Origin of the sequence: Amycolatopsis benzoatilytica AK 16/65 (assembly GCF_000383915.1) — a bacterium.
GTDB classification, from domain to species: Bacteria; Actinomycetota; Actinomycetes; order Mycobacteriales; family Pseudonocardiaceae; genus Amycolatopsis; species Amycolatopsis benzoatilytica.
Genome location: NZ_KB912942.1, coordinates 5,541,063 through 5,563,179, shown reverse-complemented (window position 1 = coordinate 5,563,179; position 22,117 = coordinate 5,541,063). Strand labels below are relative to the sequence as shown.

At 68.7% G+C, this 22,117-nt stretch carries 19 protein-coding genes; 10 read left to right on the top strand and 9 right to left on the bottom strand.

Annotated features, from left to right (window positions below; translation table 11 throughout):
- Positions 1-4: 4 nt before the first annotated feature.
- From AMYBE_RS0125615 to AMYBE_RS0125590, 6 genes are all read left to right on the top strand, one after another.
- A complete protein-coding gene (locus tag AMYBE_RS0125615; protein ID WP_020662251.1) occupies positions 5-547 on the top strand; it encodes a MauE/DoxX family redox-associated membrane protein in 543 nt (180 codons plus the stop codon).
- A 5-nt stretch (positions 548-552) separates the two neighbouring features.
- Positions 553-1,356, top strand: a complete 804-nt coding sequence (locus AMYBE_RS0125610; protein WP_020662250.1) for a DsbA family protein — start codon at positions 553-555, stop codon at positions 1,354-1,356.
- Between the two features lie 73 nt (positions 1,357-1,429).
- Positions 1,430-1,744 carry a hypothetical protein gene (locus AMYBE_RS0125605; protein WP_020662249.1) on the top strand — a complete coding sequence of 105 codons (315 nt, stop codon included), beginning with the start codon at positions 1,430-1,432 and terminating at the stop codon, positions 1,742-1,744.
- A complete protein-coding gene (locus tag AMYBE_RS0125600) occupies positions 1,741-2,859 on the top strand; it encodes a C40 family peptidase (RefSeq protein ID WP_020662248.1) in 1,119 nt (372 codons plus the stop codon). Before AMYBE_RS0125605 ends, AMYBE_RS0125600 begins: the two co-directional genes overlap by 4 nt.
- A 3-nt stretch (positions 2,860-2,862) precedes the next feature.
- Positions 2,863-3,240, top strand: a complete 378-nt coding sequence (locus AMYBE_RS0125595; protein ID WP_027928005.1) for a hypothetical protein — start codon at positions 2,863-2,865, stop codon at positions 3,238-3,240.
- On the top strand, positions 3,237-3,743 hold the full coding sequence (locus tag AMYBE_RS0125590; RefSeq protein ID WP_020662246.1) for a YbaB/EbfC family nucleoid-associated protein: 507 nt from the start codon (positions 3,237-3,239) through the stop codon (positions 3,741-3,743). Before AMYBE_RS0125595 ends, AMYBE_RS0125590 begins: the two co-directional genes overlap by 4 nt.
- Positions 3,744-3,829: 86 nt before the next feature.
- On the opposite strand, the gene AMYBE_RS42340 is transcribed toward AMYBE_RS0125590, so the two are convergent.
- Positions 3,830-7,624, bottom strand: coding sequence for a DNA topoisomerase (ATP-hydrolyzing) (locus tag AMYBE_RS42340; protein ID WP_027928004.1), 3,795 nt, complete (start codon positions 7,622-7,624; stop codon positions 3,830-3,832).
- Positions 7,625-7,656: 32 nt separating this feature from the next.
- On the bottom strand, positions 7,657-9,708 hold the full coding sequence (locus AMYBE_RS0125580) for a DNA gyrase/topoisomerase IV subunit B (protein ID WP_027928003.1): 2,052 nt from the start codon (positions 9,706-9,708) through the stop codon (positions 7,657-7,659).
- 242 nt (positions 9,709-9,950) lie between these two features.
- Here AMYBE_RS0125580 and AMYBE_RS0125575 point away from each other — a divergent pair, with 242 nt between their 5' ends.
- The 3 genes from AMYBE_RS0125575 to AMYBE_RS0125565 all read left to right on the top strand — a co-directional run bounded on the left by AMYBE_RS0125575 (position 9,951) and on the right by AMYBE_RS0125565 (position 12,259).
- Positions 9,951-11,051, top strand: coding sequence for an LLM class flavin-dependent oxidoreductase (locus AMYBE_RS0125575; RefSeq protein ID WP_020662243.1), 1,101 nt, complete (start codon positions 9,951-9,953; stop codon positions 11,049-11,051).
- A gap of 15 nt (positions 11,052-11,066) precedes the next feature.
- Entirely contained in the window at positions 11,067-11,672 is a 606-nt protein-coding gene (locus AMYBE_RS0125570; RefSeq protein WP_027928002.1) for an FMN reductase, read from the top strand.
- Positions 11,673-11,860: 188 nt separating this feature from the next.
- Positions 11,861-12,259 carry a PGPGW domain-containing protein gene (locus tag AMYBE_RS0125565; protein WP_027928001.1) on the top strand — a complete coding sequence of 133 codons (399 nt, stop codon included), beginning with the start codon at positions 11,861-11,863 and terminating at the stop codon, positions 12,257-12,259.
- Between the two features lie 50 nt (positions 12,260-12,309).
- Here the strand turns inward: AMYBE_RS0125565 and AMYBE_RS0125560 are convergent, their stop codons facing one another.
- Genes AMYBE_RS0125560 through AMYBE_RS0125540 form a run of 5 tightly spaced genes read right to left on the bottom strand, consistent with a single transcriptional unit; the run spans position 12,310 to position 19,411 of the window.
- A complete protein-coding gene (locus AMYBE_RS0125560) occupies positions 12,310-14,805 on the bottom strand; it encodes a glycoside hydrolase family 2 (protein WP_020662240.1) in 2,496 nt (831 codons plus the stop codon).
- A 41-nt stretch (positions 14,806-14,846) separates the two neighbouring features.
- Positions 14,847-15,830 carry an ABC transporter permease gene (locus tag AMYBE_RS0125555; protein ID WP_020662239.1) on the bottom strand — a complete coding sequence of 328 codons (984 nt, stop codon included), beginning with the start codon at positions 15,828-15,830 and terminating at the stop codon, positions 14,847-14,849.
- Positions 15,827-16,786 (bottom strand): ABC transporter permease, encoded by a 960-nt coding sequence (locus AMYBE_RS0125550; RefSeq protein WP_020662238.1) that lies wholly within the window; start codon positions 16,784-16,786, stop codon positions 15,827-15,829. Before AMYBE_RS0125550 ends, AMYBE_RS0125555 begins: the two co-directional genes overlap by 4 nt.
- Positions 16,758-18,335: a sugar ABC transporter ATP-binding protein gene (locus AMYBE_RS0125545; RefSeq protein WP_020662237.1), complete on the bottom strand. Its 1,578-nt coding sequence runs from the start codon at positions 18,333-18,335 to the stop codon at positions 16,758-16,760. The genes AMYBE_RS0125550 and AMYBE_RS0125545 overlap by 29 nt, the downstream gene beginning before the upstream one ends.
- Complete coding sequence (locus AMYBE_RS0125540) at positions 18,335-19,411, bottom strand: ABC transporter substrate-binding protein (RefSeq protein ID WP_020662236.1); 1,077 nt, start codon at positions 19,409-19,411, stop codon at positions 18,335-18,337. Before AMYBE_RS0125540 ends, AMYBE_RS0125545 begins: the two co-directional genes overlap by 1 nt.
- 202 nt (positions 19,412-19,613) lie before the next feature.
- On the opposite strand from AMYBE_RS0125540, the gene AMYBE_RS0125535 reads away from it, so the two are divergent.
- Positions 19,614-20,639 (top strand): LacI family DNA-binding transcriptional regulator, encoded by a 1,026-nt coding sequence (locus AMYBE_RS0125535; RefSeq protein WP_020662235.1) that lies wholly within the window; start codon positions 19,614-19,616, stop codon positions 20,637-20,639.
- On the opposite strand, the gene AMYBE_RS0125530 is transcribed toward AMYBE_RS0125535, so the two are convergent.
- The gene (locus AMYBE_RS0125530; RefSeq protein ID WP_020662234.1) at positions 20,608-21,201 is read right to left on the bottom strand and encodes a LysE family transporter; all 594 of its coding nucleotides are present in this window, start codon (positions 21,199-21,201) and stop codon (positions 20,608-20,610) included. The genes AMYBE_RS0125535 and AMYBE_RS0125530 overlap by 32 nt on opposite strands.
- 200 nt (positions 21,202-21,401) lie before the next feature.
- Complete coding sequence (locus AMYBE_RS0125525) at positions 21,402-21,974, bottom strand: snapalysin family zinc-dependent metalloprotease (protein ID WP_020662233.1); 573 nt, start codon at positions 21,972-21,974, stop codon at positions 21,402-21,404.
- Positions 21,975-22,117 lie beyond the last annotated feature (143 nt).

Here is a 22,117-nt window from a genome sequence, read left to right as displayed (position 1 = left end):
GCGTGTGCGCCGACTGCCCCAACCCGTACTCGACACCATCGGTACTTTCGCCCGCCTCGGGCTGGCTGCCGTCTGGCTCGTTTCCGGCGGCGTGAAGATGGCCGATCCAGGGCAGACGTACATCGCCGTGCAGGCTTACGACGTCCTGCCGCAGGTATTGGTCCGGCCGGTCGCGACCGGGCTGCCGCTGCTCGAGATGGTGCTCGGAGTGCTGTTGCTGGCCGGGCTGGCCACGCGCTGGATCGCGGGCGCCTCGGTGGTGTTGCTCGCCGTGCTGGTCGCCGGCATCGCGCAGTCCTGGGCGCGCGGGCTGAGCATCGACTGCGGCTGCTTCGGCGGCGGCGGCCGGGTGGCCGCCGGGCAGACCGAGTATCCGCAGGAGATCTTGCGGGACACCGGTTTCGCGCTGCTCGCGATATGGCTGCTGGCGCGGCCGCGCACGTGGTTTTCGCTCGACCGCTGGCTCGGGTGGGGCAGGGGAAAGAGCATCGAGGACTCGGACCGGATTCCGGCCGATTACTCCGGCAGTAACGCGGAAGGGAATTAAGGACAGTGGGTGGAGCTGCGCGCAACGCGCGGAAGAGCCGGCAGCAGGCGGCGGCCGCGAAGTCGGTCGCACAGGCGCGTGGCGCGAGCGGCGACCGGAACAAGGTCATCGCGGTGGTCGTGGCCGTCGTCGTGATCGCGGCGCTGGTCGTCGGCGGCGTGCTCTGGATCAACTCGAGCAAGAACGCCACACAGGACACCGCGATCGCGCCGAACACGACCGCGACGCTCGGGCCGGGAGTGGTGGAGAAACGCGACGGGGTCGTGGTGTCGGTCGGCAAGCCGGGCGCGCCGAAGACAATCGACCTGTACGCCGACTTCCTGTGCCCGTACTGCGCGAAGCTGCAGGAGCAGTACGGCCCGGCGATGGAGAAGGCCGTCAACGACGGAAAGCTCACCGTGCGTTATCACATGGTGACGCTGCTGGACAACAACTCCGACCCGGCGGGCTACTCCACGGACTCGGCCAACGCCGCGCTCGCCGCCGCGGACTCGCAGAAGTTCACCGCGTTCCACGACGCGCTGTACAAGGCCCAGCCGGCCGAAGGCAGCCGGGGCTACGACAAGGCCCAGCTGATCCAGCTCGGCCAGAAGCTCGGCATCACCGACCCGAAGTTCGCGCAGACCGTCAACGCGGGCACCTACAACCAGCAGCTGCACACCGCCTTCGCGGCGACCGAGAAGGACCCGAACCTCGCGCAAGACTTCGGCAACGGCCAGGTCGGCTTCGGCACTCCCACCGTCGCGGTCAACGGCAAGGCCATCCCGGCTTCCGGCGACTGGCTGACGAAGGTGCTGAGCGGCACCTGATCCGGGCAATTCGCCTGTCCGGGCACAACCCGTCCGCTAATCTGGGCTTCACGGTCCAGGGGAGGGACGGGTTGTGTCCGGTTTTCATGTCGACGAAGGCGCGTACGAGAGCTACGCGCGACAGGTCGATCCACTTGGCGACGAGGTGCGCGCCGCGGCGAAGGCACACGTCGGCCCGCACGTGACGTTGGCGGGCGACGGGTTCGCCGCGATCGGCGACGAGTCCGGGTTCGCCGGCGCCTACGGAGCACGGATGCGAGCGCTGCAGGAGCGCATGCACGCGCTCGGCGGCGGCTGGCACCAGGTCGGCGAGGCCGCACGACGCACTCAGGGCAACTACGCGGCCGTCGAACAGGAACACGGCGACGCCTTGCGCAGGCTCGGGTGAGCGCTCCGGTCGACCACTTGGTGCGCAACGGGTTGGATACCACGAACCAGTTCGCCGCCAAGCTCAAGCACGACCCGGCCGCCATCAGCGGTGCCCGCGACGGCCATGCGGCACTGCAGAAATCCGTCGGGAACGTGCACGCGACGGCAGGCAGCCAGCGGTCGAATCTGGCCAGTGCCAGTTCCGGGGCGACGACCGACCGCGCGGTCGAAACGTCGAAGGGACTGGAGAAGCAAGTCCAGGACCTGCTCGACGAGAGCGCCGAGATCGAGAAGGCGGTCGCGGAGGCGGCGGAAACGCTGCATCTCGGGGAGATCCGCAACGATCAGGTCCGGGATCAGATCATCCGGGAGATCGCGTCGTCGATGAAGGCGCTTTCCGCCGTCAACGGGATCCAGCCGCCGGAAAGCCGGGCGGCCGCGTCCCGGCAGATCCTGCTGCAGCTGCAGCAGAAGATCGGGCAGCTGACCGGACAGGCCGCGGACTTCACCGAGGAAACGCTGGGAAAGCTGACGTCGCTCGGGCAGCAGCTCGGCGGTTCGCCGGATTCGACCACGGCCAGCAGCGCGTCGACGGTGCCGCAGTCGTTCAACAGCAACGGCGCGCACATCAGCCACGGAGGCGGCGGGGGAGGTGGCGACAGCGGCGGCGGCGGCGGAGGCGGCGGGTTCGCCGGGAAGCCGCGGCTGCCGGTCGCGGTGCCGCCGCAGCCGGGCAGCGGAGTCGGGATCAACCTGCCCGGCGGGAAGACGGTGATGGCGCCGAACGAGACGGCCGCCAAGGCGGTCCGCGCTGCGCTGTCGCAGCTGGGCCTGCCGTACGTGTGGGGCGGCACGGCCCGGGACAAGGGGCTGGACTGCAGCGGGCTGACCATGACCTCGTACCAGGAGGCCGGGCTGCAGCTGCCGCGCACCGCCAAGCAGCAGACCGTCGGGGCCGAGGTGCCCTCGATCGACCAGCTGCTGCCCGGGGACCTGGTGGTGTGGTCGGGCCACGTCGCGATGGTGATCGGCGACGGGCAGATGGTCGAGGCCGGGGATCCGGTGCAGATCAGCAAGATCCGCACGACCAACATCGGGCAGCAGTTCATCGGGTTCTACCGGCCGACGGGGTGAGTGGTGGCGGAGATTGACGTGGACCTCGCGGTCGCCCGGGTGCGAGAGCAGGCCGCCCGGGCAGGTGCCGAGGCGGACGCCCGGTTCGCCCGGTCCGGCCCGGTGGTCGGCAAGGCCGAGGCCGGCGGAGTGTCGGTGGAGGTCGCGCCGGGCGGACTGCTGACCGGGCTGACCGTGACGCGCGCCGCGCTGCGCGGCGGTACGGAATCGCTGGCAGCACAGATCGTCCAGTTGTCGCGACGCGCGGAACGGCGGGCCGGGGACCGGGTGCATTCGGTGCTTTCTCCGGTGCTTTCGCCCGAGCAGCTGACTTCGCTCGGCTACGTCGCGCTGGCGGAAGACGATCCGGACTACTACGACGACGAGCCGGAGATGCCGTGAAGACTTCGGAGATCATCGCGCAGGCCCGGGAACGCTCGGAGGCGGTTTCGCGGGTTTCCGAGCTGATGGCGCAGGCTCGCGGGTCGGCCCATGCGCTGGACAGGTCGGTCGAGGTGACCGTGGACGCCTTGGGCTCGTTGAAGCGGCTGTGGCTCGCGCCTGGACTGGCCGACGCGGATCCGGGCAGGGTGTCGGCGCTCGTGCTCGACGTCGTACGGGTGGCGATGACAGAGGCCGCGCAGGATTGCTTCAACCGGGTGGGGCTGCTGCTGGGCGAGGACGCGGCGAGGCTGGTGGAGGAGATGTCGGGCGTGCCGGCGCCGGCCCGGGCAGTGGACGACGACCCGGGCATGACGGTGGAGGAGTTCCAGCGGTTGCGGGCGGAGCGACTGGGGGAGCGGCGGTTTCCGGCTGCTCCTCCGCCGGTGGCTTCTGTGCCTGAGGAAGACGAGGACCAGTATTGGGCCGACTTCGATCCGGCCTCGTTGCGGTCGGATCGGTGACGGGTCCGCTCCGGAGGTCGCGGTAAATCCGGGAAGGGCTCCTCGCGGGAATCTGATTCCCGCGAGGAGCCTTTCCCGGATCTGGTTCAGTCTCGTTCGATTACGTGTCCTACTACGTCCGGACCGGGGTGGGCATGGCCGGAACCGTCACGGCGCAGGTCGACTTCCGGGAGTTCCACCGGGTCGCCGTTCCGCGCCGAGGCCGCTGGCCGCGGACCGATCCAGGCGACCTGGACTGCCGTTTCTCCCTTGAGGAATCGATGTGCGCGCACGCCGCCGGTGGCGCGGCCCTTCGCCGGGTATTCGCTGAACGGCGTGACCTTCACGCTCTGGCCGGTCGCCGTGACCACCATCGGTTCGCCGTGTTCCTCGTCGTCGGTGCGGATCGCGCCGAAGAACACTGCCTTCGCGTCCTTCAGCAGGTTGATGCCTGCCATGCCGCCGCTCTTGATGCCTTGCGGACGGACCAGGCTCGCCGCGTAGCGGAGCATCGACGAATCCGACGAAACGAAAGCCAGCGACTCGTTGCCGTCGGTCAGCCAGGTCGCGCCGATGACCTCGTCGCCCGGTTTCAGCGCGATGATCTCGAACTCGTCCGACCGCACCGGCCAGTCCGGCGCGCAGATCTTCACCACGCCCATCCGGGTGCCGATCGCCAACCCGGGGGACCCGGCGGCCTGCTCGCCCAGCGGGGCGATGCCTACGACAGTCTCGCCCTTTTCCAGCGGTACCAGCTCTTTCGCGGCCATGCCGCCGCGCAGCGACACGGTGCCGGCTTGGTCGGGCAGCACCGGCAACGGGAGCACATCCGTCTTGAAGGCCCGGCCCCGGCTGGTGACCAGCAGAACCTGGCCGCGTGCGGTGGTGTGCACGACCGCCGACACGGCGTCGTGTTTGACGCGGCCGTTGCGGCGGCGCACTTCCGAGGACTCCTCGGACTCGGCCGCGGTGCGGGCCACCAAACCGGTGGCGGACAGGATCACCTGGCACGGGTCGTCCGTGACCTCCAGCGGGCCGGACGGCTTCGACGCGGCCAGCACTTCCTTCAGATCGCCGTCGATGAGGCGGGTGCGCCGCTCGGTCGGGAAGTCCTTGGCGATCTTCGCCAGCTCCGTCGACACCAGCTTCTTCAGCACCGACTCGTCCTCGAGAATCGTGGTCAGCTCGGCGATCTCCGCGCGCAGCTTTTCCTGCTCGCTCTCCAGCTCCAGCCGGTCGTACTTCGTCAGGCGGCGCAGCGGCGTGTCGAGGATGTAGGTCGCCTGGATTTCGGACAGCTTGAACTTCGTCATCAGGCCGTCCTTCGCGGCGGCCGCGTTCTCGCTTTCGCGGATCAGCCGGATGACCTTGTCGATGTTCAGCAGTGCGATCAGCAGACCGTCGACCAGGTGCAGCCGTTCCTCGCGCTTGCGGCGGCGGTACCGGGTGCGCCGGGTGACGACCTCGTAGCGGTGCCGCAGGAAGACCTCCAGCAGCGCCTTGAGGCCCAGCGTCTGCGGCTGCCCGTCGACCAGCACCAAGTTGTTGATGCCGAACGACTGCTCCAGCGGGGTCAGCCGGTACAGGTCCGCCAGCAGCGCCTGCGGGTTGACGCCCACCTTGCACTCGATGACCAGCCGGGTGCCGTTCTCCCGGTCGGTGAGGTCCTTGACGTCCGCGATGCCGGTGAGCCGCTTGGATTTGTTGACCTCGTCGGTGATCTTCTCGATCACCTTCTCCGGGCCGACCCCGTAGGGCAGTTCGGTCACCGTGATCGCCTGTCGGCCGCGGCTGCCTTCCAACGGGCCGGTTTCGACGTTCGCGCGCATCCGGACCACGCCTCGGCCGGTTTCGTACGCCTTGCGGACCTCGTCCAGTCCCAGCAGGCTGCCACCGGTGGGCAGATCGGGCCCCGGGACGTATTCCATCAGCTTGTCGAGCGTGGCGGTCGGATGGTTGATCAGCCACCGCGCGGCGCCGATGACCTCGCCCAGGTTGTGCGGGATCATGTTCGTCGCCATCCCGACCGCGATCCCGGACGTGCCGTTGACCAGCAGGTTCGGGTACGCGGCAGGCAGCACCGACGGTTCTTCGAGCGAGCCGTCGTAGTTCGGGCGGAAGTCGACGGTGTCCTCGCCGAGCTCGCCGACCAGCAGCATCGCCTCGTTGGACATCCGTGCCTCGGTATAACGGCTCGCTGCCGGTCCATCGTCTGGGGAACCGAAGTTTCCGTGCCCGTCGACCAGCGGCACGTTCAAGGAGAAGTCCTGGGCCAGCCGCACCATGGCGTCGTAGATCGCAACGTCGCCGTGCGGGTGGTACTTGCCCATGCAGTTGTGGACGACGAAACCCTCGGCAGCGAACTCGTGTTCCGCACTGCCGACCTGGATGTCATAGGTGACGTCTGGAGCGACCGGTTCCACCGCGACCACTTCGAGGAACGAGAACCCGTTCAGCGCGTCGAGCCGGTCGGCCAGCGGTGAGCCGATGCGGCGCAGCTTCTCGATCCAACCGTCTTGGTGCGCCCGGGAAAGCGGGAACGAGCGGTCGGCCAGCGCCGTGCCGTGCTGGTCCTTGCCGTAGCGGACTTGGGCTCCGGTCACGGGCGAAAGCGAAGCACGGAACGCGGTTCCTTCGGTGTCCCGGAACCAGCCGCCGCCCAGATGCGCGGCGGAGAACTCGGCCATGACCGCCTTGTTGGGCAGCCGGTCGTTTCCCTGCTTGCCGCCGTATTCGTAAGCGATTTCGGCGAGCTTTTCGAGACTGTCCTTCTTGTAGCCGATCGTGGTCCACGGCCGCAGGAACCGGGCGAGCACTGCCGCGTCCGATCCGCTGACCGACAAACCCAGCAGGGTCTTGTGGCCGTCTTGCTTCGGGTTGCTCCAGTGGTGGCCGTGGACGCCCAGGTCCGCGAGCATCGAGTAGACCTGCCGGACGAGCCGCTCGCTCGTGCTGACATAGACGATTTCGCGGCGTTCCTTCCGGACGTAGCCGTCGCCGTCGAAAAGACCGGCGAGGAACGGTGCCCACGCGGACCGGTCGGCGAGAACTTGCGCAGGCACGTGCTTCTGATCGCTGAGCGGCCGGCCGGCCGCGAGCAGCCCGTCGTGCCGGGCGAACGTCAGGGTGTGCTGGTCTCGCCATTCCGGCTTCGCCGCGGCGCGGACGCCTCGGGTCGCCTGCACCCCGTTGGCGTTCGCCCAGTCGTACACCGCGTCGAGCGGCTCGAGATCGCACATGTGGATCCGGACCCGCCCGTCCGCGGGCCGGTTCCGGTCGACGGCGAACCCTTCGGCGGCGATCAGGCCGAGCAGGTACGGGTAGCGGTCTCCGCCCAGCGGCATGCTCTCCCGGCGCTGGCTTCCGTAAGCGACCGTCAGCCTGCTCGTCAGGTCGCGCGCCGCTGTCCAGGTCAATGTCGAGTCGTCGGCGACCGTCCGGAACCGCTGTCCCGGGGTGACGGTCATGGTGTGCCCGTTCGACCAGGTGACGCGCACCAGTTCCGCCGGCGGATTCTCGTAGACCTCGGCGACCGGCACGGCGTTGCCGAGGCTGTCGAGTACTTCGTCGCCGACTTCGATCGACTCGATCGGCCGCAGTCCGTCCGGCGTTGACACCAGCGCACCGCGCACGAAGCAATCGCCGACCACGCGCGACGACTTCACGTACGCGTGCGTCGGGCGGTAGCCGTTCTCGTTCATCGAGAACAGGATCCGGCGGTGTACCGGCTTAAGGCCGTCTCGCGCGTCCGGGAGGGCGCGCGAGTGGATCACCGAGTACGCGTAGTCCAGGTACGAGTCTTCGATCTCCGTCTTCAGCGGGTTGTCGAAGACCTGTGCGCCCGGCGAGTCGAACGCGCTCGGGTCGACCCGGGTCACCGGGGTCTTGCTACGGCGAGCCATGGCTCACAACTCCTTGGGAACGAACGGAAAACTCAGACGTCGATGGCGTCGCGGTCGACGCGGTCGGACGATTCGACCAGCCAGTTGCGCCTCGGCTCGACTTTTTCGCCCATCAGCAGTTCCAGCGCCAGCTCCGCGGCCTCGACGTCGTCGAGCGTGATCCGCCGGACCGAGCGCGTCGCCGGGTTCATCGTGGTTTCCCACAGCTCGTCGGCGTCCATCTCGCCGAGGCCCTTGAACCGCGGTACCGGCGTGACGACCGTCTTGCCCGCCGCGTGGAGCTCGGCGACCTTCTGCTCCATCTCGCGCTGGGTGAAGGTGAAGACGGTCTCCGAACCGCGGCCCTTCGTGGTGATCTTGTGCAGCGGCGGCATGGCCGCGTACAGCCTGCCGTCCTCGATGACCGGGCGCATGTACTTCGCGAACAGCGTGATCAGCAACGTGCGGATGTGCGAACCGTCGACGTCCGCGTCGGCCATCAGGATCACCCGGCCGTAGCGCATCGTCGACAGATCGAACGTGCGGCCGGTGCCCGCGCCGAGCACCTGCACGATCGACGCGATCTCGGCGTTCTTCAAAGTGTCGCCCAGCGACGCCTTCTGCACGTTGAGGATCTTGCCGCGCAACGGCAGCAGCGCCTGGTATTCCGACACCCGCGCCATTCGCGCCGAGCCGAGCGCGCTGTCGCCCTCCACCAGGAACAGCTCACTGCGCGAGACGCCGGTGGTGCGGCAGTCGACCAGCTTCGGCGGCATCGCCGCGCCCTCCAGCGCGGTTTTGCGCCGGGCAGCGTCCTTCTGCTGTTTCTGGGTGAGCCGCACGCGTGCCGCGTCGACCACCTTCTGCAGCACGATCTTGGCCTCGGACTTGGTTTTGCGGTCCTCGGTCCAGGCGCGCACCTGCTTGTCCACGATGCCCTGGATGACGCGCGTGATGCCCGCGGTGGACAGCTCGTCCTTGGTCTGCGAGGTGAACTGCGGTTCCGGCAGCCGGACGTGGATCACCGCGGTCATGCCTTCCAGCATGTCCTCGGTGGTCGGCGGGTCCTCCTTCGCCTTGAGCAGCCCGCGCGTTTTGCCGATCACGTCCTGCAGCGCGCGGGTGACCGCGCGGTCGAACCCGCGCCGGTGGGTGCCGCCGTGCATGTTGCGGATGGTGTTGGTGAAGCATTCGACGGTGCGCTCGTAGCCGGTGCCCCAGCGCAGCGCGACCTCGACCTCGGCGTGTCGCTCCACATTGGACTGCATGACGCCGTTGGCGTCCGCCGCGTTCTCCTTGTACGTGCCCTCGCCGGTGATCATCAGCGTGCCGCACACCGGCTTTTCGCTGGACGGGGCGAGGAAATCGACCATGTCCGCCAGCCCGTTCGGGTAGTGGAAGGTCTCTTCGTTGATGGTGTCCTCGAACGTGGTGCGCAGCACGTAGGTGACGCCCGGCACGAGGAACGCGGTGTTGCGCAGCTTCGTGCGCACGCCTTCCACGTCCAGGGCCGCGCCGGTTTCGAAGTACCGCGCGTCGTACCAGTAGCGGATGGACGTGCCGCTGCGCTCGCCGCGCTTCATCTTGCCGGTCAGGCTGAGCCCGGAGCGGCGGGTGAACTTCGCTTTCGGGCCGGGGCCGTCGAACACGCCGGGCACGCCGTGCGCGAACGACATCTGGTGCACCTTGCCGTCCTGCTTCACGGTGACGTCGAAGCGGTGCGACAGCGCGTTGACCGCGGACGCGCCGACGCCGTGCAGGCCGCCGGAGGTCTTGTAGCCGGAGCCGCCGAACTTGCCGCCCGCGTGCAGCCGGGTAAGCACCAGTTCCACGCCGGACAATCCGGACTTGGCGTGCACGCCGGTGGGGATGCCGCGGCCGTCGTCGTCCACCTGGACGCTGCCGTCCGCGTGCAGCGTGACGACGATGCGGCTGGCGTGGCCGGCCACGCCCTCGTCGGTGGAGTTGTCGACGACCTCGGAAAACAGGTGGTTGATGCCTCGGCTGTCGGTGGAGCCGATGTACATCCCGGGGCGCTTGCGGACCGCCTCGAGTCCCTCGAGGTGGGTCAGGTCATCGGCCCCGTACAGAGTCTCAGCGGTCACGAGGTCGTTCTCCCGGATCGAGGCGAGCTGTTCGGTGGGCAAACAGGCGGCCGGAGCGGGGGCCCCGGGCCGTCACCGTACTGCAGGATATCCGCACCCTCCGACAAGAACCGGTCGGCCGAGCCCGGCTGCGGTCCGGCAGCGTGTCCCAGGTCACCGGTATAGTCCCGTAGGAATACATCTTGCGCGCGAGTAGTTGTGCCGACAAGCAAGGGCACGAACCAACCGGCTAGGGAGCGGTCATGCAGTTCGGAATCTTCTCGGTGGGCGACCTGACGACGGATCCCACCACGGGCGTCACGCCCACGGAGCACGAGCGCATCAAGGCGATGGTGCGGATCGCGCTCAAGGCCGAGGAAGTCGGCTTGGACGTCTTCGCGATCGGTGAGCACCACAACCCGCCGTTCGCCGCGCCCGCCAACCCGACCGTGCTGCTGTCGAACATCGCCGCGCAGACCCAGAAGATCACCCTCTCCACCTCGACGACCCTGATCACCACCAACGACCCGGTGCGGCTGGCCGAGGACTACGCCATGCTCCAGCACCTGTCCGACGGCCGGCTCGACCTGATGATGGGCCGCGGCAACACCGGTCCGGTCTACCCGTGGTTCGGCAAGGACATCCGCCAGGGCATCCCGCTGGCGATCGAGAACTACGCCCTGCTGCACAAGCTGTGGCGCGAAGAGGTGGTCGACTGGCAGGGCAAGTTCCGCACCCCGCTGCAGGGCTTCACCTCGACCCCGCGCCCGCTCGACGGCGTCCCGCCGTTCGTCTGGCACGGCTCGATCCGCAGCCCGGAGATCGCCGAGCAGGCCGCCTACTACGGCGACGGGTTCTTCGCGAACCACATCTTCTGGCCGACGTCGCACTTCCAGCAGCTGATCGCGTTCTACCGGCAGCGCTACGAGCACTACGGGCACGGCAAGGCCGACCAGGCCATCGTCGGGCTCGGCGGGCAGGCGTTCATCCGGCCGAAGTCGCAGGACGCGTGGAACGAGTTCCGGCCGTACTTCGACCGCGCCCCGGTGTACGGGCACGGCCCGTCGCTGGAGGACTTCACCGAGCAGACGCCGCTGACCGTCGGCAGCCCGCAGGAGGTCATCGAGAAGACGCTGACCTTCCGCGAGCACTTCGGCGACTACCAGCGCCAGCTGTTCCTGATGGACCACGCCGGCCTGCCGCTGAAGACCGTGCTGGAGCAGCTCGACCTGCTCGGCGAAGAGGTCGTGCCGGTGCTGCGCAAGGAACTGGAAGCGAAGCGCCCGGCGCACGTTCCGGACGCGCCGACGCACGCATCGCTGGTGGCAGCCGCCGCCGCGGACGCCGAGACCGTTACTGCCTGATTGGGGCTCCAAGTCATGACTGCACGCACTATTGCCGTGGTCACCGCTGGGTTGAGCCAGCCGTCGTCGACGCGGCTGCTGGCCGACCGGCTGGCCGAGGCCACCCGCGCGGTGCTGGTGGACGACGAGGTGACCGTGAAGGTCATCGAACTCCGCGACGTCGCGGTGGACGTCACCAACAACATGCTCACCGGGTTCCCCAGCCCGCAGCTGCGCGAAGCGATCGACACGGTGACGCGCGCGGATGGCTTGATCGCTGTGACGCCGGTGTTCACTGCTTCGTACAGCGGTTTGTTCAAGTCGTTCTTCGACGTACTGGACAAGGAAGCGCTCGACGGTAAGCCGGTGCTGCTTGCCGCGACGGGTGGCACGGAACGGCATTCGCTCGCGCTTGACTTCGCGTTGCGTCCGCTCTTCGCGTACCTTCGCGCGACTGTGGTTCCGACAGGCGTGTACGCGGCTTCGTCGGACTGGGGCAGCGTCGAGGCGAACGGCGCGCTGCAGCAGCGCGTTGAGCGGGCTGGCCGGGAGTTGGCGCAGCTGGTCGCGGCTGCTCCGGAGGCCAAGCCGGACGACGAATTCAGTTCGGTGTCGTTCGAGCAGTTGCTCGGCGGAAACTGAGCCTTCTCGGTGGCCGGTGCGGCGTCGCCGTGCTGACGTCCGCGAGGGGCCCCTTGCCGGAATCAGATTCCGGCAAGGGCCCCTCGCGGACTTTTCAGCGGGCAGGGAGCCCGGCTGGCTGCGCGGTCGCCCTGCTGTGTCGTTTCGGCGGGCTGGCTGCGCAGCGCGCTCACCGGCACACTGTCCCGATGGGATGGGGCAAACCGGTCCGCAGGATGGTCTTCTCCGTCGTCGGCGGAGTCCTCGTGGCCGTCGGCGCGGCGCTGCTCGTGCTGCCCGGCCCGGGTCTGCTGCTGGTGCTCGCCGGGCTGCTCGTGCTGGCTTCGGAATTCCCCGCGCTGCAACGCTACGTCGGCCCGGTGCGGATTCGGGCGATGAAGGCCGCCGAGGACAGCGTGGCGACGCCGTTGCGGGTCGCCGGTTCGGTGCTCACCGGGCTCGCGCTGCTGGGCGCGGGCGTGGCGTGGGGGCTGGTGCCGGGACTTCCGTTCGGCGGCTGGAGCACCGGGTCCAGCCTGATCCTCTCCGGGCTGATTCTGTTCGCGTTGCTGGTCTGGAGTTACCGACGGGTGCACGTGAAGCCGTGAAGGGAACATTGAGGGACTCAGAGTCCCTCAATGTTCCCTTCACGGACAGGTCAGCCGCCCGAGGTGTAGAGCTTGCTCACCTCCGCGGCCGACAGCGCCCGGTCGTAGAGGCGTACCTGGTCGACCGCCCCGTTCAGGAAGTCCACCGGATTGCCGCCGAACTTGCCGCGGCCGATCACCGTGTTACCGGTCGACGCTTCGCCGAGACAGACATTCCGCGAAGCGGCCAGCTGCCCGTCCACGTACAGAGCCAGCTGCCCGCTCGCGGCGTCGCGGACGCCCACCAGGTGGTACCACCGGCCGGCTTCCGGCGTCATCGGCGCGAGCGCCCGGGTGCCGACGAAGCTGAACGCCAGCTTGTGGTCCGCGCCCGAGTACTGCAGGAAGAACGCGCTGTGGTCGTTGCCGTCCTGGCTCACGACGGTCTGGAACCCGTCGCCGACCGCGTTGAACTTCACCCACGCTGACACGCTGTAGCTCAAGTCGGTCTTGACCAGCGGCGCACCGGTGTCGGCGTACTGGCCGGAACCGTTGACCGCCAGCGCGGAGCCCTGGTGCCCGGCGGTCCACGAAGCGCCGCCGACCAGCGTGGCGTTGTGGTGGCCCACGGTGTCCGCCGCGGTGGTGCCGGTGTTCTCGTCGAACGGGTATGCGGCGATGCCGTCGATCCCTGGGGTGCCAGGCGGGATTACCGGGCCCTGCTGCGGCGAGCCGTCGACGCCGTTGATCACCGACAGGTTCGCCGCGCGTACCGCCGCGAAGTCCATCTTCTTCACCTGACGGTCGTAGGTGAAGAAGCCGTTGACCTCCTTCTCCACGTCAGTGGTCTGCGTGTACACACCCGCCGACACGCCGCATTGCCGTCCGGCGAGAAGCAGCCGCTGCTGCAGTTCGCCGTACCGACGCGTGAGCGTCGCGCTGTCCGGCTCCATCTCGTACGCGAAGCTGCCGGACGGGTCGAACTGGTGGCCGTCGACCTTGAGGCCGAGGCCGCCGTACTCGCCGTCCACCGCAGCGCGGGTGGCGTCCGGCGCGGGGGTGCCCGGGCCGGTGTAGGTGTGGTCGTCGTAGAGGTCGCCGCGGCCGCTGTCCGGTTCGGAGCGGCAGCAGTTCACGCCGGATTCGGCGTCCACCAGCCGGGTCGGGTCCCAGGCTTTGACCTGGTCGGCGATCCGGCCGACCGCGTAGTCGCCCCAGCCCTCGTTGAACGGCACCCAGGTGACGATCGACGGGAAGCTGCGGTGCTGGTCGATCATCCGGTGCAGTTCGGACTCGAAGTTCGCCTGCGCCGCCGGGGTCGCCTCGACGTCGTCCTTCATCGCCGGCATGTCCTGCCACACCAGCAGGCCGAGCTTGTCGGCGTAGTAGTACCAGCGGTCCGGTTCGACCTTGATGTGCTTGCGCACCATGTTGAATCCGAGCGCCTTCTCCTGTTCCAGATCGAACTTGAGCGCGGCGTCGGTCGGCGCGGTGTAGATGCCGTCCGGCCAGAAGCCCTGGTCGAGCGGGCCGAGTTGCATGACGAACTTGCCGTTGAGCAGCATCCGCTGCTTGCCGTCGGCGGTCTTGCCGATCGACACCGACCGCAGGCCGAAGTACGAGCTCACGCTGTCCCCGGAGGACAGCGACACCTTCAGGTCGTAGAGGAACGGATCGTTCGGTGTCCACAGATGCGGCTGGTTCAGCTTGAGCTGCAGCGGAGTGTTGGCTGGGCCGGACACGTGGCCGACAACGCGGCCGTGGTCGTAGGCAGTCGCTTCCACCCGCTGCTTCACCGGGCCGCCGACGACGGCGTTGACGGTCACCGAGCCGTTCGCGACATCCGGCGTGGTGTCCACTTTGGAGATGTAGGACGGCGTGACCGGTTCCATCCAGACGGTCTGCCAGATGCCGGAGGTCGGCGTGTAGAAGATCCCGTCGCCGGGCTTGCGCTGTTTGCCCAGCGGCTGGCCGCCGGCGTCGTTCGGGTCGTTGACGCCGACCACGATCTCCTGGTCCTTCGCGGTGGTCAGCGCGTTGGTGACGTCCGCGGAGAACGAGTCGTAGCCGCCGGTGTGGTGCACCACCTGGTGGCCGTTGACCCAAACCGTGGTGTCGTAGTCGACCGCCTGGAAGTGCAGGATCAGCCGCTGGTCCCGGCCGCCGACGTGCCAGTTCTTCGGCACCTGGAAGGACCGCCGGTACCACATCGAGGTTTCGTGCCGCATGATCCCGGACAGCGCCGATTCGACCGGGTACGGGACGAGGATCCGTTCGCCGAGACCTCGGTCGAACGGCGGCGAATCACCGGCCTTGGCGGAGGAGAATTCCCAGACGCCGTTGAGGTTCTGCCACTTGTCGCGGGTCAGTTGCGGGCGGGGGTATTCGGGAAGGGCGTTGTCCGGGGACACCTGGCTGGTCCACGGGGTGCTCAGCGGCGGGCTGAGCCGATGCCATTGCGGCGGATCGGCTGCCGCGGCGGTGGCGGTGGACAACCCGGACACCGCCACCGCGAGCGCGGCGGCCAGGGTGGCCAGGCGGCCGGGTCTGCGGGCAGGACGGACCATCGTCGAACCTCCTCGTTGCAGGTGGATCTCCTACGGCGGAATCACGAACGGCGAGACCGCGCCAGCAGCCGCTGGATCACGACGACGACCAGCAGGAACGCCCCGCTGACCACGGTCTGGTAGTTGGAATCGAGCGTGCCGACCTGGTTGATGACGTTCTGGATGAGCGTCTTGAGCAGCACGCCGACGAGCGTGCCGAGGACCGTCCCGGCACCTCCGGTGAGCAGCGTCCCGCCGATGACCACGACGGAAATCGCGTCCAGTTCGGTGCCGACGCCGAGCACGGTCACGCCGGACTGCAGGTAGGCGGCGGTGAGCACGCCGGCGAATCCGGCGAGCGTGCCGCTGAGCGCGTAGAGGGTGACCTTGGTGCGGGCGACCGGAAGTCCCATCAGCAGCGCGGATTGTTCCGCGCCGCCGAGCGCGAAGACGGACTGGCCGAAGCGCGTCCGGCGGAGCAGCACGCCGCCAAGTCCGAAAAGGACCAAGGCGAGATAGACCGGTACCCCGATGCCGAAGATCTTGCCTTGCCCCAGCCACAGCAGCGCCGAACCGGCCGCCACTTTGTACGTGGTGGCTCCTTCGTTGGTGAGCGCGAGCAGAAGTCCGCGGGCGAACAGCAGCGAGGCCAGCGTGACGATGAACGGGGCCATCCGGGTGCGGGCGATGAGCAGGCCGTTGATCAAGCCGATCAGTCCGCAGACGACCAGCGGCAGCAGGATCGCGACGACCAGGCCGTAGCGGGAGCCGTACGCGGCCAGCACGCCGCCGAGCGCGTACACCGAGCCGACGGAAAGATCGATGCCGCCGGAAATGATCACGAACGTCATGCCGAGCGCGATGACCGCCAGAAACGAACTTTGCAGCGCGAGATCGCGCAGATTGTCGGCCGACCCGAAGCGCGGGAAGGCGAACCACGCGGCGGCGATGCCGAGTACGAGCACGACAGCCGCGCCTTGGCGTTGCAGGACGGCGGCGAACGCCGCACCGCGTTCCGACGGCGGGGCGGCGGTGGTCGCGATCATCGGGTGCTCCGTTCCCGGGCGACGTACACCGCGGCGACGATGATGGCGGCCTGCACCATCTGCGCGGCGGAATCGGGCAGGTTGTGCTTGATCAGCGTGGCGTGCACCAACTGCATCAGCAGAGCGCCGAACACGGTGCCGAGCACGCGGACCCGGCCGCCGGTGAGCGGGGTCCCGCCGACCACCACCGCGGTGATCGCGGACAGTTCCATCAGCAGACCGAGATCGTTGGGATCGCTCGCGCCGAGCCGGGCGGTGGCCAGCACGCCGGCGATCGCGGCCAGCGCGCCGGAGATGGCGTACACGCCGATCAGCACCCGTTTCACCGGCAGCCCGGCAAGCGTCGCCGCGGGACGGTTGCCGCCGACCGCGACCAGATGCCGGCCGAAGGTGGTGCGGCGCACCAGCAAACCGGCGAGTACCGAAACGACCGCGGCGACCAGCACCATGATCGGCACGCCGAGCACGTCGCCGGTGCCGAGCGCCAGGAAGTCCTGGTTGTGCAGCTCGGTCAGCTGTCCGTGCGCGATCACCAGCGCCAGGCCCCGGCCGCCGACCAGCAGGGCGAGGGTGGCGATGATCGGCTGGATGCCCAGCTGTGCCACCAGGAACCCGCTGAACAGGCCGGAAACCACGCCGGCGATGAGCGCGACCAGGATCGCGGTGAACGGTCCCGCGCCGAGATACAGCGGAACGAGCGCGGCGGCGACCGACATGATGGACCCGACCGACAGGTCGATGCCTTCGGTGCCGATCACCAGCGCCATGCCGAGCGCGACGATGCACACCGGCGCGGCTTGCACCAGCTGGGTGCGGAAGTTCGCGGCGGAGAAGAAGTTCTCCGTGAACGCGATGTTGAACAGCAGCAGCACGACCACGGCCAGGTACACGCCGTAGTCCTGCAGCCAGCTCGTGACGCGGACGCGGTCAGGTCTCGTCAGTGTCGCGGTCGACATCGTTGTCACCCCCTGCGGCGATCGCCGCCAGCACGTTGTCCTCGGTGATCGCGGCACCGGTCAGCTCACCGGCGACGGCGCCCTCGCGCAGCACCACGACCCGGTCCGCGCCGTCGAGCAGCTCCTCCAGCTCGGACGAGATCAGCAGGACGCCGAGGCCGTCTTTCGCCAGTTCGTCGATGAGCGCCTGGACCTCCGCCTTGGCCCCGACGTCGATGCCGCGGGTCGGCTCGTCCAGCAGCAGGATCTTCGGCCCGGTGGCCAGCCAGCGGGCGAGCAGCACTTTCTGCTGGTTGCCGCCGGACAGCTCGGCCACTTTCTGTTCCGGACCGGCCGCCTTGATCCGCAGGCGGTCCATGAACGTCTTCACCACCCGGTCCTGTTTGGACCGGCTGACGAAGCCGAACGTGGACAGCCTCGGCAGTGCGGCGAGCACGATGTTCTCCCGCACCGAGAGGTTCGGGATGATGCCGTCGGCCTTGCGGTCCTCGGCCAGCAGCGCGATCCCGGCCCGCATGGCGGCGGCGATCTTGCCGCGCTTCACCGGTTTTCCGGCCAGCAGAACGGTGCCGCCGTCGAGCGGGAAGGCCCCGATCACCGCTCGCGCGGTCTCGCTGCGGCCGGAGCCGAGCAGCCCGGCGAGTCCGACGACCTCACCCGGCCGGACGCTGACCGACACGTCGTGCAGCTTGTGCCCGCCGGACAGATTCTCCGCTCGCAGCAACGGTTCCTTCCCGGCATGGTGCTCCTCGCCGAACGCGGTGACGCCCTCGGCGCGGATCTGCCGGATCTCCCTGCCCAGCATCATCGACACCAGTTCGATGCGCGGCAACGGCTTGAGCGGTCCGCTGTGGACCACGCGGCCGTCGCGCAGCACCGTGACGCTGTCGCACACCCGGTACAACTCGTCCATCCGGTGGCTCACGTAGATCACCGAGATGTCCTCGGCGCGCAGCCGGGCGAGCACTTCGAACAGCGTGTCCACTTCGCGGGGTTCGAGCGACGAGGTCGGCTCGTCCATCACGACCACACCGGCTTTTGCGGAGACCGCGCGGGCGAGCGCGACCATTTGCTGCGCGCCGACCGCGAGCGTGTGCAGCGGACGCCGGACGTCGGTGTCGATGCCGTAGCCGCGGAGCAGTTCGCGCGCCTGCTCGTTCATCGCCGACCAGTTCACCAGCCCGCCGCGGGTGCGCGGCTCCCGGCCGAGGAAGACGTTGCCGGCCACGCTCATCAGCGGCACCAGGTTGACTTCCTGGTAGATGGTGGAGATTCCGGCGCGCTGCGCGTCGATCGGACGGCGGAACTCGACCGGCCGGCCGAGGTGACGGACCTCGCCCTCGTCCGGCCGGTAGACGCCGGTGAGGACCTTGATCAAGGTGGACTTCCCGGCGCCGTTTTCCCCTACCAGCGCATGGACCTCGCCGCGGCGGAGCGTGAAGCCGACGTCGGCGAGCGCGACGGTGCCGGGGAACCGCTTGGTCACCCCGGTCACCTCGAGCACTGGCGCGGTCATGGTCGACGCCTCGGGGCCGGCCGTGCTCGTCATCAGTACGCGTTCCCGACCTTCTGGGCCGCGTTCGATTCGTCGTAGGCGTCGTCGGTGATCACGACGCTCGGCGGGATCGGCTTGCCGTCCTCGAACTGCTGCAGCGTCTGGAAGGCCAGCTGGCCGAACCGCGGGTTGGACTCGATCACCGCGTTGTAGCTGCCGTCGGCGATCAGCTGCACCGCGTTGCGGGTGCCGTCCACCGACACCACCTTCACGTCCTTGCCCGGGTTCTTGCCCGCGGTCTTGAGCGCGTTGACCGCGCCGATGCCCATCTCGTCGTTCTCCGCGTACACCGCGGTGAGGTCCGGGTGGCTCTGGATCAGCTGCTCCATCACCGACTGGCCCTTGGACCGGTCGAACTCGCCGGTCTGCTCGGCGACCACGGTCAGCCCGGGCGTCTTGGCCAGCTCGTCCTTGAATCCCTTGGTGCGGTCGGTGGTCACGTTGTTGCCGGACGAGCCGAGCAGGATCGCGACCTTGCCGTTGCCGCCGGTGGACTTGGCCAGTGCGGCGGCGGCGCGGTGGCCCTGTTCGTCGAAATTGGACCCGATGAAGGTCAGGTAGTCGGTGCACGGCTTGGAGGTCACCTGCCGGTCGATCGTGACGACCGGGACCTTCTTCGCCTTCGCCGCGTCGAGCGCGGGCTGCAGCCCGTCGGAGTTCAGCGGCGCGACGATGAGCAGCTGCGCGCCCCGGTCCAGCAGCGATTTGATGTCCGAGATCTGCTTGTTGAGGTCACTCTGCGCGTTGGTGGTGAGCAGATGCTCGGCCGGGATGCCGAGCTTGCCCGCCTCGGTGCGGATGGACTGGGTCTCGGCGATCCGGAACGGGTTCGCTTCCTTCTCCGACTGGGAGAACCCGACGATCGCGGTCTTCGGGTCGACCTTCGGGTAGCCGGTCTTGCCGATCGTGCAGCCGTCGGCGGCCGGTGCGGCGGACGCGGCCGAAGCGGCCGGACCTGCGCCGTTGCTCTGTGCGGCCGGAGTCTCCTCGCGGCTGGTGCACCCGGCGAGCGCGAGGGCCGCGGCGGCGCCGACTGCCAGAGCGGCGCGGGCGGGGACGGACGGGGACACGGTGGACTCCTCACAGCCGGCGACTGGGGTAACCCGCCCGGCGACGTGACCGCAGTCACTCCGCCGGGCTGCGGCTATTTTTACATCGTTGGAACAACGTTGTAAACAGGCAAAACGTCGCTACACTACGTGGTCGTCGGGGTTGCCGCCGTGCGCCTCGCGGGCTCGTGATGGGCTCTGGGCCGACAGAAGAGGAGTCAGCGTGGCCGTGACCCTGAAGGACGTCGCGACGCTGGCGGGCGTTTCGGTGAAGACCGTCTCGAACGTGGTGAACGGCTACGCGTTCGTGAAGCCCGAAAACCGGCGACGCGTCGAAGAAGCCCTTGCTGCGACCGGTTATCGGCCGAATGTCGGCGCGCGCAACCTGCGTCGCGGGCGGACCGGGTTTCTGGCGTTGATGGTGCCGGAGCTGAGCATTCCGTACTTCGGCGAGATGGCCGGGCTGGTGATCACGGCGGCGCAGCGGCGCGGGTGGAGCGTGCTGATCGAGCAGACGCAGGGGACCCGGGATCGGGAACGGGCCACTGTGGACTCGCTGGGGCCGCATCTGGTCGACGGCGCGCTGGTGCATCCGGAGGCGCTCGAGGCGTCGGATTTCCCCGCTGACGGAAAGATTCCGTTGGTGCTGCTGGGTGAGCACGCGGTCGACGTCGCGCTGGACCGGGTGGCGATCGACAACGTACGGGCCGCGCGGGTCGCGGTGTCGCACCTGATTTCGCTGGGCCGCGAGCGGATCGCGGCGATCGGGGCGAACCCGGAACGCGGCACGTCGTCCCTGCGGCTCGCCGGATACCGGGCGGCGATGGCGGATGCCGGGCTGCCGGTCGACGAATCCTTTGTGGAGCCGGTGGCGAAGTACCACCGGGCCGAAGGGGCGGCCGCGATGAAGCGATTGCTGGCGCATGCCGAGCCGCCGGACGCGGTGTTCTGCTTCAACGACTTGCTCGCGGTGGGGGCGTTGCGGTCGGTGGCCGAACACGGGCTTCGGGTGCCGGAGGACGTCGCGATCGTCGGGTTCGACAACACCGAGGAAAGCGCGTTCAGCCTGCCCGCGTTGACGACGATTTCGCCGGACAAGGCGGCGATTGCCGAGGCGGCGATCGATCTGGTCCATGACCGGCTCGCTGGGGCGGGGAGCGCGGCTCCCCGGTCGGTTCAGCCGCCGTTTTCGTTGCAGGTGCGGGAAAGCACCGTGGTCAGAGGATCCGGACGGCCAGTACCAGGATGACCGTGCTGGAGAGCAGTGCGGTGCTCAGCCTTCCTCTCGGGCCGGTCAGGGTTCGGCCCAGCAACGCGCCGCCCACCGCGAGGAGCAGTTGCCAGCTGGCCGAAGCGGCGAAGGCCGCGGCGGCGTAGACGGTGCCGTTCGCGGGACGGTCGCCCAGGACCAGCGCCGTGAAGTAGACGATCGTCGCGGGATTGAGCAGGGTCAGTCCGAGCAACGTCGCATACGCTCGGCCGGCGGTTGGTTCCGTTGCGGGGAGCGGGGAATCCGCCGATCGGTAGTGGCGGACGGCTCGGACGGCGGTCCAGCAGGCCAGCATCAGCAGTGCCGCGGCGGAGGCCCACTTGAGCGGCGTGGTGACGGGGGTCAGCAGCGGGGTGAGGGTGCTGCCGGCAGTGGCGGCCAGGACGGCGTAGACGCCGTCCGCGGTGGCTACGCCCATAGCTGCGGCCGCGCCTACTCGCCAGGAAGTGCGGGCGGTCAAGTCGACCAGGTAGACGCCGATCGCTCCGACCGGAATGGCGATCCCGTAGCCCGCGACGAGACCCGCGGTGAGCGCGGTCATCGGCTTGGCCGGTTCGCGCCCTTCCGGCTCGTCTGCTGCTTGCCGCCGGTCGGGAAGAGACGGGACGGTCGGCAGCGGGTGATGGTCATGCGATGGATCGTCGGGGTAGCGGGCCGGGTTCGGCAACTGAATTTCTTCCCCGCGCGAGACAGCGGCGGCCGGGCGAAGCGCCCGGCCGCCGGGTCAGCGGAGCACCGCGATCAGCGCGTCGGCAGGTTCTCGTAGATCCGCTGCTGAGGTCCGGGCGCGGCGCGGAAGCCGTTGGCCCACAACTGCTGCACGCGCGAGCTTTCCTGCGAGTTCGGGTTGGCGTTGGTGCAGGACGGGCCGGGACCGCCGCCCGACATCAGTTCCGAGCACGGACCGGAGTAGTGGTCCGGGAGGCCGAGCACGTGACCGGTCTCGTGCGCGGTGATCCGGGTGTTGTCGTACTGGCGGGCCTGGGTGTAGTCGATGAAGATGGTGCCGTTGCCGTGGCCGTCGGTCTGTGCGTAGGAACCTTGCGACGAGTTGCCCTCGACGTACTTCAGCGAGGCTCCGGACGAACTCTCGACCAGCCGCACGTTGCTCACCGCGCGATTCCAGTTCGCGGCACCGGCGTTGATGGCGGCGCGAAACGTCGGGGCGCCGGACGTCGAGTAGTACACCGTGGTCGCCGCGACGGTGGCCGGCGCCGGGGCCGCGGCCGGAGCCGCGGTGGCGACAGCACCCGCGAGCGGCAGGGCGGCGACGGCGAGTGCGACCGCGCCGGACAGCACGAACTTCCTGGACATCGGAAAGCTCCTGACGGGGTTGGGGAGTTTGCCTGGTTTGCGCGCGCTTGACCCAACGTAGGCAGAAGATCCCGGACTGTGACCCTTCTTTCGTACTGTCCGGCTAATGGTGATTTACCAACACCAATGACGGGTTGACATCC